The organism is Enterobacter sp. JBIWA005, from assembly GCF_019968805.1.
In the GTDB taxonomy this organism is placed as follows: Bacteria; Pseudomonadota; Gammaproteobacteria; order Enterobacterales; family Enterobacteriaceae; genus Enterobacter; species Enterobacter vonholyi.
The window spans coordinates 3,509,220-3,521,123 of record NZ_CP074159.1; the positions used below are offsets into that span (position 1 = coordinate 3,509,220).

13 protein-coding genes are annotated in these 11,904 nt (G+C 58.0%); 4 read left to right on the plus strand and 9 right to left on the minus strand.

The annotated features are described in order from the left end of the window. The first annotated feature begins 91 nt into the window (after window positions 1-91). From KGP22_RS16595 to KGP22_RS16610, 4 genes are all read left to right on the plus strand, one after another. Entirely contained in the window at window positions 92-1,636 is a 1,545-nt protein-coding gene (locus KGP22_RS16595) for a PTS transporter subunit EIIC (RefSeq protein WP_223580223.1), read from the plus strand. 12 nt (window positions 1,637-1,648) lie between these two features. Continuing rightward, window positions 1,649-3,016 carry a 6-phospho-alpha-glucosidase gene (locus KGP22_RS16600; protein WP_149366378.1) on the plus strand — a complete coding sequence of 456 codons (1,368 nt, stop codon included), beginning with the start codon at window positions 1,649-1,651 and terminating at the stop codon, window positions 3,014-3,016. 90 nt (window positions 3,017-3,106) lie between these two features. Next, window positions 3,107-3,952, plus strand: a complete 846-nt coding sequence (sseA, locus tag KGP22_RS16605) for a 3-mercaptopyruvate sulfurtransferase (RefSeq protein WP_111965146.1) — start codon at window positions 3,107-3,109, stop codon at window positions 3,950-3,952. Continuing rightward, on the plus strand, window positions 3,952-4,722 hold the full coding sequence (locus tag KGP22_RS16610; protein WP_149366377.1) for a MurR/RpiR family transcriptional regulator: 771 nt from the start codon (window positions 3,952-3,954) through the stop codon (window positions 4,720-4,722). The genes sseA and KGP22_RS16610 overlap by 1 nt, the downstream gene beginning before the upstream one ends. A 17-nt stretch (window positions 4,723-4,739) precedes the next feature. Here KGP22_RS16610 and sseB read toward each other — a convergent pair whose 3' ends face one another. The 9 genes from sseB to iscS form a co-directional block, all read right to left on the minus strand. Next, window positions 4,740-5,516: an enhanced serine sensitivity protein SseB gene (sseB, locus tag KGP22_RS16615; protein ID WP_223580231.1), complete on the minus strand. Its 777-nt coding sequence runs from the start codon at window positions 5,514-5,516 to the stop codon at window positions 4,740-4,742. Between the two features lie 74 nt (window positions 5,517-5,590). Then, window positions 5,591-6,877, minus strand: a complete 1,287-nt coding sequence (gene pepB, locus KGP22_RS16620; RefSeq protein ID WP_223580236.1) for an aminopeptidase PepB — start codon at window positions 6,875-6,877, stop codon at window positions 5,591-5,593. A gap of 60 nt (window positions 6,878-6,937) precedes the next feature. After that, window positions 6,938-7,138 carry a Fe-S cluster assembly protein IscX gene (gene iscX, locus KGP22_RS16625; protein WP_003860650.1) on the minus strand — a complete coding sequence of 67 codons (201 nt, stop codon included), beginning with the start codon at window positions 7,136-7,138 and terminating at the stop codon, window positions 6,938-6,940. Window position 7,139: 1 nt separating this feature from the next. Continuing rightward, a complete protein-coding gene (gene fdx, locus KGP22_RS16630) occupies window positions 7,140-7,475 on the minus strand; it encodes an ISC system 2Fe-2S type ferredoxin (RefSeq protein ID WP_003860652.1) in 336 nt (111 codons plus the stop codon). A 1-nt stretch (window position 7,476) separates the two neighbouring features. After that, the gene (gene hscA, locus KGP22_RS16635) at window positions 7,477-9,327 is read right to left on the minus strand and encodes a Fe-S protein assembly chaperone HscA (protein ID WP_149366374.1); all 1,851 of its coding nucleotides are present in this window, start codon (window positions 9,325-9,327) and stop codon (window positions 7,477-7,479) included. A 14-nt stretch (window positions 9,328-9,341) separates the two neighbouring features. Beyond that, complete coding sequence (hscB, locus tag KGP22_RS16640; protein ID WP_111965143.1) at window positions 9,342-9,857, minus strand: co-chaperone HscB; 516 nt, start codon at window positions 9,855-9,857, stop codon at window positions 9,342-9,344. A gap of 79 nt (window positions 9,858-9,936) precedes the next feature. Continuing rightward, window positions 9,937-10,260, minus strand: coding sequence for an iron-sulfur cluster assembly protein IscA (gene iscA / locus KGP22_RS16645; protein WP_003860659.1), 324 nt, complete (start codon window positions 10,258-10,260; stop codon window positions 9,937-9,939). Window positions 10,261-10,273: 13 nt separating this feature from the next. Further along, on the minus strand, window positions 10,274-10,660 hold the full coding sequence (iscU, locus tag KGP22_RS16650; RefSeq protein WP_003860661.1) for a Fe-S cluster assembly scaffold IscU: 387 nt from the start codon (window positions 10,658-10,660) through the stop codon (window positions 10,274-10,276). Window positions 10,661-10,684: 24 nt separating this feature from the next. Beyond that, window positions 10,685-11,899 (minus strand): cysteine desulfurase, encoded by a 1,215-nt coding sequence (iscS, locus tag KGP22_RS16655; protein ID WP_008502157.1) that lies wholly within the window; start codon window positions 11,897-11,899, stop codon window positions 10,685-10,687. Between the last annotated feature and the right edge of the window lie 5 nt (window positions 11,900-11,904).

Here is an 11,904-nt window from a genome sequence, read left to right on the forward strand (position 1 = left end):
ACAATAAGATAGCTAGATAAACGTGCCTGAAGACTGCTAGTTTTATGACCATGACGCACCCCGAGTGCGCGGTTCAATAAGAGAGAAAGCCATGAAACGAGCCGTGAACGCCCTACAAAATTTCGGAAAATCATTGTACGGACCGGTACTTATCTTACCGATCGTCGGTCTGTTTATCGCCTTTGGTAACGTGCTGGGTAACGGTAATCTCGCGGAGTACCTGCCGTTTCTCGGACATCCTCTGATTCAGCATACTGGTCAGCTTATCGCGAAATCTGCCGTGTCGGTGCTGGTTAACCTGGCGCTAGTGTTTGCCGTCGGTATTCCGATTGGTCTGGCGACGCGTGATAAAGGCTATGCCGCACTGATTGGCCTTGTCACCTTTATCGTGTTCATCAACGCCATGAACGTCACGCTGCTGCTGCAGGGCGCGCTGGCACCAGCAGCCCAGATGAAAGCGGCCGGACAGACCATGGTGCTGGGCGTGCAGGTGCTGGAGATGGGGGTCTTTGCCGGGATCCTGACCGGGGCGCTCTCCGGATATCTGTACAATAAATACTCCGGCGTACAGTTTAACGGCGCGATGGCGATTTACTCCGGCCACTATTTTGTCGCCATTGTAATGCTTCCGGTCTCCATGCTGCTCGGCGTGGTGATGAGTGAACTGTGGCCGTTTGCCCAGCACGGTATTAGCGCCCTGGCGCTGGCCATCAAAGGTTCCGGACCGTTTGGCGTGGCCATCTACGGCTTCCTGGAACGCATTCTGGTTCCCACTGGCCTGCACCATCTGGTTTATACGCCGTTTCTCTATACCGAGCTGGGTGGTACGCAGGAGGTGTGCGGCGCAACCTATCAGGGCGCGCGCAATATCTACTTCGCCGAGATGGCCTGCCCGGACGTGAAGCAGCTCAGCAGCACGGTGGTGTGGGACGCGCGCGGCATCAGCAAAATGTTCGGCCTGCCTGCCGCCGCGCTGGCGATGTATATGACCGCAAAGCCGGAGCGTAAAGTCATTGCGAAAGCCATTCTTATCCCCGCGGCGCTGACCTCGCTGCTGGTCGGCGTGACCGAGCCGATTGAGTTTTCATTCCTCTTCGTCGCCCCGCTGCTGTTCGTGGTGCACGCGGTGCTGACCGGCATCGGCATGATGCTGTTCTCGCTGCTGGGCGTTCACGCCATCGGCGCCAACGGGATTATCGACTTCATCCTTTACAACCTGCCGCTCGGCACGGAGAAGTCCAACTGGCCGATGTACATCGTGGTGGGGATGATCGTGTTTGCCCTCTACTTCGTGGTGTTCCGCTTCCTGATCCTGCGCTTCAACATGAAAACGCCGGGCCGTGAGGATGACGACAAGGAAACGCGCCTTTACAGCAAGCAGGAATACCAGGCGAAGGGGAATAACGACGGGCTGGGCGAATCCATCGTGGTAGGTCTCGGCGGCCGGGAAAATATTCAGGTCGTGGATAACTGCTACACCCGCTTACGCGTCACGGTGAAGGACGTCGCTATTATCGACGAGCCGCGGCTGAAGGCGACCGGCGCGAAAGGGATTATCAAACAAGGTAACAACGTTCAGGTGGTCTACGGGCTGCACGTCAAAAAAATGCGAGAAGCCGTTGAGACGTTTCTCTGAAAGGAGCTAAAGATGTTTACACCCCCATTCATTCTGTCGATTGCCGGCGGCGGCAGCACCTACACGCCGGGTATTGTGAAAAGCCTGATGGTGCGCCTGCAGGATTTCCCTCTGGCCGAAATCCGCCTTTATGACATCGACGAGGCGCGTCAAAACACCATTGCGCCCGTCGTCGAGAAGGTGATTCGCGACCACAGTCAGAGCATCAAATTTACCGTCACCAGCGATCCGGAAGTGGCCTTCAGCGGCGCGCATTTCGTCTTCGCCCAGATGCGCGTCGGCCAGTATAAAATGCGCGAGCAGGATGAGAAGATCCCGCTGCGTCACGGCGTGGTGGGCCAGGAAACGTGCGGACCCGGAGGGCTTGCCTACGGCCTGCGCACGATCCTGCCGATGGTGGAGCTTATCGATCTGGTCGATCGCTACGCGCATGAAAAAGCCTGGATCGTGAACTATTCCAACCCGGCAGCGATCGTCGCGGAGGGCGTGCGGCGTCTGCGCCCGAACGCGAGGGTGCTGAATATCTGCGATATGCCGGTGGCCGCGATGCGCAATATGGGGGCAATTCTGGGTGTCGATCGCCACAAGCTGGAGGTCGACTACTTCGGCCTGAACCACTTCGGCTGGTTTACCCGCGTGCTGGTGGACGGCGAAGACAAGCTGCCCGAGCTGCGTAAGCATATCGCAAAGTTTGGCCTGCTGACGGAAGACGCGGCTAAAACCGATCCGCAGCATTCCGATCCTTCATGGGTGAAGACCTGGCGCAATATCAAGCCGATCATGGACAACTTCCCGGAGTATCTGCCGAACCCGTATCTGCAGTACTACCTGATGCCGAACCAGATTGTGGAGCATCAGAACCCGGACTATACCCGCGCCAATGAAGTGATGGACGGGCGTGAGAAAAAGCTGTTCGCCGCTGCCGAAGAATATAAGCGAACCGGGATCCTACCGGATGCCTTCCACGTGGGCGTCCACGGCGAGTTTATTGTTGATGTCGCCTGCTCGCTGGCCTTTAACCTGCGCAGCCGACATCTGGTAATGGTGGAAAACCGTGGGGCGATCGCCAACCTGCCGTATGATGCCGTGGTCGAAGTGCCCGCTTATATCACCGCCGAAGGCCCGGAACCGATTCGCCTCGGTCAGGTGCCGCTGTTCCATCAGACCCTGCTGCAACAGCAGCTCGCCTCGGAACAGCTTCTGGTGGAGGCGACCATCGAGGGCAGCTATGAGAAAGCCCTGCAGGCGTTCACCCTCAACCGCACCATGCCGACCATGGAACATGCGAAAGCGATTCTTGACGAGATGATCGAGGCCAACCGCGACTACTGGCCTGCGCTGCAAAAAGCCTGGCAGGACGGCGAACCGATGAAAAAATAGGGGCTTGCTCGCGAGTTGAACGTGGTTTGCTTGTCGGTGTCAGAAAAAACACCGACAATCCTTTTTTACGGAAAAGAATGGAGGCAACCCATGTCCACCTCATATTTTGTCGCTGCCGACTGGCTGATTGAGCACGGCGACGATCCGGAAGTTCAGATTATTGACGCGCGTATGGCCCCTCCGGGACAAGAGCATCGTGACGTGCCCGGTGAATACCGTGCCGGGCATCTGCCTGGCGCGGTATTTTTTGATATCGAAGCCCTTTCAGATCACAACTCTCCCCTGCCGCACATGCTGCCGCGCCCGGAAGCGTTTTCCGTGGCGATGCGCGAGCTGGGCATCAGCAAAGATAAGCACCTCGTTGTGTATGATGAAGGTAACCTCTTCTCCGCACCGCGCGCGTGGTGGATGCTGAAAAACTTCGGCGTGGAAAAAGTCTCGATTCTGGCGGGCGGGCTGGCGGGCTGGAAGCGCGACGAATTGCCCCTTCAGCAGGGTGGCGTAACGCTGCCGGAAGGCGAATTCGACGCGACCTTTGACACCCACGTGGTGAAACGCCTGACCGACGTGCTGGTCGTGAGCCATGAAAAAACGGCGCAAATCGTTGATGCCCGCCCTGCTCCGCGCTTCAATGCCCAAGCGGATGAACCGCGTCCGGGGCTGAAGCGCGGACATATTCCGGGCGCGCTGAACGTGCCGTGGGGCGATCTGGTGTTTGAGGGCGAGCTGAAAACCACCGACGAGCTGCGCGCTATTTTTGACCAGGCAGGGGTTGATTTACATCGTCCGATTATTGCCAGCTGCGGTTCCGGCGTAACGGCCTGCGTAGTGATTCTGGCGCTCGCCACGCTCGGCGTAAGCGACGTCACGCTCTACGACGGCGCCTGGAGCGAATGGGGTGCGCGAGACGATCTGCCTGTCGAACCCGCGAAATAATGGATAACCGCCTAGCCACGCTGTTAACGCGCGGGACGTCTCTGACCCGCGCGGAGTATCGCGTCCTCGCCCACCTCACGGAGCATCCGCTGCTGGTAGGCAACATCACGGTTCGCGAGCTGGCGCAGGCGACGTTCGTTTCTACCGCCACCATTATGCGGCTGTGCCAGAAGCTGGGGTTCAGCGGCTTTAGCGAGTTTATCTGGCACTGCAAGCAGCTGCTATCCGACACGCCGCATATTGCCGCTCAGGCGCAGTCGCGTCCTGAACTCCCGGTGCTGTTTAATCAGTTTATAGCCAACTATCAGCATACCTTTCAGTGGGTTACTCAGGAGAAACGCCAGCAGTTTGCTAACCTGCTGCGCCAGAAAGAGAGTTTCTTTCTCTACGGCGCCGGGTTTTCTTATCTGTTTGCGGAGTACCTGACCAAGAAGCTGCAGGTACTGGGCAAAACGGCGTTTATTTCCGGGCCGGGAGACAGCCGGAATATTTTCCTCAGCAACGCCGCCCGCTATCAGGTGTTTATTGCCGTCTCGCGCAGCGGCGAAACGGAACAGGTGCTGGATAAAGCGCGGATAGCCAAAAACGTCGGTATGACGATCGTCGCGTTTACCCGCGCCTCCGCCAATACGCTGGCGGGAATGGCGGACGTGCATTTTGCTCTCTATGACGAAGCGGTACACTTCGCCGCCGAAGCGGCAGGGGTGACGTCGTTTGAGTCGAATCTGGTGCTGCTGATGGATTTACTGCTGCTGGAAGCAACGGGGTGATATTCACCCCGCCGTAATCAGATGATGCGGTTAGTTTTGAGATCGCGCAGGAAACCGCCCCAGCGACGCTCGTAGAACGGGGTGATGTGCTCGGTTATAAAGTGGCTGATACCCTTCTCACCGTTTTTCACCTGGCAGATATCAATCGGCTCATCGCCTGGCAGCGTGTCGGTTGCCACGCTGCCCGTCGCCTGAATGATTTCGTCGATATCGCCATCGGCTTCAATACCGATCAACAGCACCGGCTGTTCGTCCGCACGCTCTTTAATGGAGCAGAGAAACGCGCGCCGGACGGGCTTGAGCGTTTTGAACAGCGTCGTCAGGGAATCAATCATCTGCGCGGGTGGCTCGGCCACCTCAGAGAGCAGCAGCGTTTCGCCCCCTTCCAGCACTTCCTGCGTGCTGAGCGGGTTGCCCTCTTCGCCAATCAGGTGGCTGATTTCACGCGGCGTAAACTCTTTCCCGGTCGGCAGCTTCGCGTTGAGGAATAGCGTCTGGCCGAGCGTCATTTCAAACAGAGTACGCACCGGCATCACCACGAACGCCTGTTCATCTTCTACCGCTTTCTGAAGCGCTTCCAGCGAGGTGAAGAACGGGATCACCGACGTGCCGTCATCTTTCTCCCAGTGCAGCAGATCCAGCGCGCTGTCTTCTACGACCTGCTCACCTTCCGCGGCGGTACCCGGCACCCAGACGGTGGATTCCAGCAGGGTACGGAAAAATGCCGGACGGTGGGCGGGCTCGGTCGCCGCCTGCTCCAGCAGGGTTTCTAATTCGTTTTTGGTTTCGGACATAGCAATTCCAGATGATGCATTTCCCCACCCAACCCTCTCCCCGTGGGAGAGGGTTGGGGTGAGGGCAATGAAGATTACTCAGCCGTCAGCAGGTTCGCCACGGTACGCACGCCCAGACCGGTCGCGCCCGCGGACCACTGCTCTACCGCCGCTTTACGATACGTCGCGGAGCAGTCAATGTGCAGCCAGCCTTCGTGATAATTCTCAACGAAGTGGGACAGGAACCCTGCCGCCGTACTTGCACCCGCCGGGTACGCCGCGCTCGCGGTGTTGTTCAGCTCGGCAAAGTTGGACGGCAGCTGGCTGCGGTGGAACTCGGCCAGCGGCAGACGCCAGAACGGTTCGTTTTCCGCAGCGGCGCTTGCCAGCAGGCGAGCGGCCAGCTTGTCGTCGAAGCTGAACAGCGCATGGTAATCGTTGCCCAGGGCGGTTTTCGCCGCGCCGGTCAGGGTCGCCATGTCGATGATCAGCTCAGGCTTCTGGGCAGACGCGTCGATCAGGCCATCGGCCAGCACCAGACGGCCTTCGGCGTCGGTGTTCATCACCTCAACGTTTTTACCGTTGCGGTAGCGAATAATGTCGCCCAGCTTGAAGGCGTTACCGCTCACCATGTTGTCCGCGCAGCACAGATACAGCTTCACGCGCTTGTTCAGACCGCGGGTAATCGCAAACGCCAGCGCACCGGTGATGGTTGCCGCGCCGCCCATGTCGGACTTCATGGAGTCCATGAACGCGCTCTGCTTCAGGCTGTAGCCGCCGGTGTCGAAGGTGATGCCTTTACCTACCAGGCAGGCAAAGACCGGCGCTGCTTTATCGCCGGTTGGGTTGTAGTCCAGCGCCAGCAGGACCGGAGGACGCTCGGAGCCGCGGCCCACGGTGTGGATACCCATGTAGTTCTGCTCGCGCAGGTCTTCCCCCTTGGTGATGCGGTAAGACATTTTGTCGCCCGCCACGCCGCACAGCAGGTCAACCGCGCGTTGCGCCAGCTGCTCAGGGCCTAACTCTTCCGCCGGAGCGTTAATGGTGTCGCGTACCCAGTCGATGATTTGCAGGCGGCTTTCCAGCTCTTTCTGACCGGCTTCGTCGAGGTTCGCCCACTCAATTTTGCGGCTGCCTTTCGGCCCTTTGTAACCCGCCCAGAATGCCCAGCTGCGGTCGGTGTCCCAGCCTTCGCCTTCCAGAGAAACATGCTTAATGCCCAGACCGTCGATTTTGCGGGCAGCACGCTGGATCAGACCCAAATCGTCGTTGCCCGTCAGGTGCAGGGTAATGCCGTCGTTGTTGATGCTGTAGGTGGCTTTTTCGCCCCAGCGTGCGTCAGCAGGCTGTGTGGAGAGCGTAATCTTCATCGCTTCGGTCATTTTATTTTTCCTTATTAGCAACTAGCAAACGGGCCGCCTGAAGGCAGCCCGTTTTGTTATTTATTCTGCTTCATCTAACCAGACTAACAGAATCGCCTCCAGAATTTTTTCATTGGATGCGTTTGGATCGTCGTCGAAATCCTCTAAATCGCAGATCCACTGATGCATATCGGTGAATCGTACGGTCTTCGGATCGAGATCCGGGTTCGCGTCGTAGAGCGCTTCGCCGATTTCACGGCTGTCTGTCCACTTCAGTCCCATATTAATGCTCGCGTGCGTGGTTGATGGTGTAGCGTGGGAATTCCACGACCAGATCTTCATCGGTCACCGCGGCCTGGCAGCTCAAGCGGCTGTCTGGCTCCAGACCCCATGCTTTATCCAGCATGTCGTCTTCATCTTCGGTGCTCTCGGCGAGAGAGTCAAAACCTTCACGCACGATGCAGTGGCAGGTGGTGCAGGCACAGGATTTTTCACAGGCGTGTTCCACTTCGATACCTGCACGCAGGGCTACATCGAGAATGGTTTCACCGGTCTTCGCTTCCAGAACAGCGCCATCCGGACAGAGGTCCGCATGAGGCAAAATAACAATCTTTGGCATATTAAACCTCGTCCACGGACTGGCCTTTCAGCGCGACGCGGACAGATTTGTCCATGCGGCGAGCAGCGAAGTCCTGGGTTTGTTTATCAACGTTTTTAATGGCTTCTTCTATTGCGTCAGCGTCATTGCCTTCGGCCACGGCGCTTAAGCGCGCGGCAGCGTCGTCAATCACCTGGCGCTCAGCGGCGCTGAGCAGCGCGGCGTCGGCAGCGAGCGCGCCGGTCAGGCTTTCCAGCACGCGTGCGGCTTCCACTTTTTGTTCCGCCAGCATACGCGCCTTCACATCCTGCTCGGCGTAGCTCATTGAGTCCTGAATCATGGAGGCGATTTCGCCATCGGTCAGGCCGTAGGACGGCTTAACCTGAATAGACGATTCCACGCCGGTGGATTTTTCCATCGCCGTGACGCTCAGCAGGCCGTCGGCGTCCACCTGGAAGGTGACGCGAATGTGCGCCCCGCCCGCAGGCAGCGCTGGAATTCCGCGCAGCGCAAAGCGCGCCAGAGAGCGGCAGTCCTGCACCAGCTCGCGCTCACCCTGCATCACGTGGATGGACATCGCGGTCTGGCCGTCTTTAAAGGTGGTGAACTCCTGCGCGCGCGCCACCGGAATGGTGGTGTTACGCGGGATCACTTTCTCCACCAGGCCGCCCATGGTTTCTAAGCCCAGCGACAGCGGGATGACGTCCAGCAGCAGCATTTCGCTGTCCGGCTTGTTGCCAACCAGAATATCGGCCTGGATCGCGGCGCCCACGGCAACCACTTTGTCCGGGTCGATGGAGGTCAGCGGCGTGCGGCCAAAGAATTCGCCCACGCGCTCGCGCACCAGCGGCACGCGGGTCGAACCGCCCACCATGACCACTTCCAGCACCTCGTTCGCCTCAACGCCCGCATCTTTCAATGCGCGACGGCAGGCCAGCAGGGTGCGTTTAACTAAAGGCGCAATCAGTTCGTTGAACTGGTCGCGGGTGATCTCTCCCTGCCAGCCCGCAACGTTCACACTTACGGACTGCGCATCGCTCAGGGCGATTTTGGCGTCAATGGCCGCATCAAGCAGTTCACGCTGTACGCGCGCATCGCTGCGATCGCTGATGCCCGCCTGCTCGCGGATGTAGTCCGCCAGCAGGTGGTCGAAGTCATCACCGCCCAGCGCGGAATCCCCGCCGGTCGCCAGCACTTCAAACACCCCGCGGCTCAGGCGCAGGATAGAGATATCAAACGTCCCGCCGCCGAGATCGTAAACCGCGATCACCCCTTCCTGACCGGAATCGAGGCCGTAGGCAATCGCAGCCGCCGTCGGTTCGTTCAGCAAACGCAGCACGTGCAGGCCCGCCAGACGCGCGGCGTCTTTGGTGCCCTGGCGCTGTGCATCGTCAAAATAGGCCGGAACGGTAATGACTACGCCGTCCAGATCGCCGCCGAGCGTCGCCGTAGCGCGCTCAGCCAGCGCTTTGAGGATGTCGGAGGAAACGCGAATCGGGTTCAGCAGACCGGCCGCGGTCGCAATCATCGGCAGGCCGTTTTCACTGGCCTGCAGCTGATACGGCAGATGCGGGTAGCGGGTCTGAATATCGGCCAGCGAGCGGCCCATCATGCGCTTGACGGAGCTGATGGTGTTGGCCGGATCGCGCGCGGCGTTAGCGCGGGCGTCATAGCCTACCGCGTGACCCTGCTGCTGGTAGTGGACCACGGAAGGCAGCAGATGGCGGCCCTGCTCGTCAGCCAGCGTTTCCGCCTGGCCGCTGCGCACGGTCGCCACGAGGGAATTGGTGGTGCCCAGATCGATACCCACCGCCAGACGACGCTGGTGCGGTGCGGCACTTAAGCCAGGCTCACTAATTTGTAATAAGGCCATAATTGCTTCCGAAATTAAAAATCGAGCAGCTTTTCTTCGAGTTGTTCAGCACTGCTTCGCAGTTTATCGAGAAAACGGAGTTTGCGCACAGTGTCTGCCGCCACGTCCCAGGTCTCGTTGTTCAGTTGCTCCACCATCTGCTGATGGCGGGTATCGAACATGCCCTTCACGCGCGTGATAAAGCTTTCCAGACGCGCTTCGTCTTTGGCCTGTTCAATCTCATCGAGCTCTTCGCGAAGCTCCAGCTGCTCCATCAGAAACGCCGTGTCGCGCACGGTGTGCTGTTCGCTCGCCAGATCAAAACCGTTGAGCGAGAGCAGATATTCAGCGCGCGCCAGCGGGTGACGCAGCGTCTGCCAGGCCTGGTTGATGGTGGCAGAGTGGGAAACCGCAGCCAGCTGCTCTGCCTGAGTACCGCTCGCGAATTTGTCCGGATGGTACTGACGCTGCAGATCCTGAAAGCGGATCGTCAACGCCTGGAGATCGATCGGGTATTGAGCGGGTAGTCCGAAGAGAGTGAAGTAATCCATAACAATCTCAGGGGTAGCCTGTTAGAACAAACCCCACGCGCAGCGGGTACGCCACGGTGGGGTTTCGGATGACGCGCGGTTAAACGTGGAAGCTTTCGCCGCAACCACACTCGTCTTTGACGTTCGGGTTCGTGAATTTAAACCCTTCGTTCAGGCCTTCTTTAACGAAGTCCAGCTGAGTGCCGTTGAGGAATTGCAGGCTTTTGCCATCGACCACCACCTTCACGCCCTTGTCTTCAAACACGGTGTCGTCAGACGCCGGTTCGTCAACAAACTCCAGTACGTAAGCCATACCAGAACAGCCGGAGGTACGTACGCCCAGTCGCAGGCCAAAGCCTTTACCACGGTTCGCCAGAAAAGAGCTTACTCGCGCGGCAGCGCTGTCGCTAAGGGTAATCGACATACTCAAACCTCAATTATTTTGCTTCACGTTTGCTTTTGTAATCCGCAATGGCGGCTTTGATCGCGTCTTCTGCCAGAATTGAACAGTGAATTTTCACCGGTGGCAGTTCGAGTTCTTCAGCAATATCCGTGTTCTTAATTGCCTGTGCTTCGTCCAGAGACTTGCCCTTAACCCATTCGGTAACCAGGGAGCTGGACGCAATTGCAGAACCGCAGCCGTAGGTCTTGAAGCGCGCGTCTTCAATGATACCTTCATTGTTGACTTTAATCTGCAACTTCATCACGTCGCCACACGCTGGCGCACCGACCATGCCGCTTCCAACAGATTCGTCGCTGTTGTCAAAAGAGCCAACGTTGCGTGGGTTTTCGTAATGATCGATGACTTTTTCGCTGTATGCCATGATTGAATTCTCCTTATGTACCGATTAGTGATGTGACCATTCAATGCTGTTCAGATCCACGCCCTGCTTGAACATTTCCCACAGTGGAGAAAGGTCGCGCAGACGGCCAATGGAGTTGCGAACCAGCTTGATGGTGTAGTCAATCTCTTCTTCGGTAGTGAAACGACCTAAAGAGAAACGGATAGAACTGTGTGCCAGCTCGTCAGTCATACCCAGCGCACGCAGCACGTAGGATGGCTCAAGGCTTGCAGAGGTACAGGCAGAACCGGAAGAAACCGCCAGGTCTTTAAGCGCCATGATCAGCGATTCGCCTTCAACATAGTTGAAGCTGACGTTGAGGATGTTCGGTGCGCCCTGCTCGAGATCGCCGTTCAGATACACTTCTTCCATATCTTTCACGCCATCCCACAGACGGTTACGCAGCGTGCGCAGGCGTGCCATCTCGGTTTCCATCTCTTCTTTTGCAATGCGGTAGGCTTCGCCCATGCCCACGATCTGATGAACAGGCAGCGTACCGGAACGCATGCCGCGCTCGTGACCGCCGCCGTGCATCTGTGCTTCGATGCGGATACGTGGTTTACGACGAACGTACAGCGCGCCGATCCCTTTCGGACCATAGATTTTGTGGCCGGAGAAGGACATCAGGTCCACTTTCAGCTGGCTCAGGTCGATAGGCAGTTTGCCCACGCTCTGAGTCGCGTCCACATGATAGATGATACCGCGCGCGCGGCACATTTCGCCGATGGTCGCGATGTCCTGCACGACGCCGATTTCGTTGTTAACGTGCATGATGGAGACCAGAATGGTGTCATCACGCATGGCCGCTTCGAGCTCTTTCAGATCGATAATGCCGTTGCTCTGTGGCGCCAGATAGGTGACTTCGTACCCTTCACGCTCCAGCTGACGGCAGGTGTCCAGCACGGCTTTGTGTTCGGTTTTGCTGGTGATGATGTGCTTGCCTTTTTTCTGATAAAAGTTGGCTGCACCTTTGATCGCCAGGTTGTCGGATTCGGTCGCGCCGGAGGTGAAAACAATTTCACGCGGGTCGGCACCGACCAGGTCAGCAATCTGATTACGGGCGATATCAACCGCCTCTTCAGCATGCCAGCCAAAACGGTGTGAACGGGAAGCTGGGTTACCAAAGTTTCCGTCCAGGGTCAGACACTGCATCATTTTCTCGGCAACACGCGGGTCCACCGGCGTGGTTGCGGAGTAGTCGAGATAAATCGGTAATTTCATTGCTC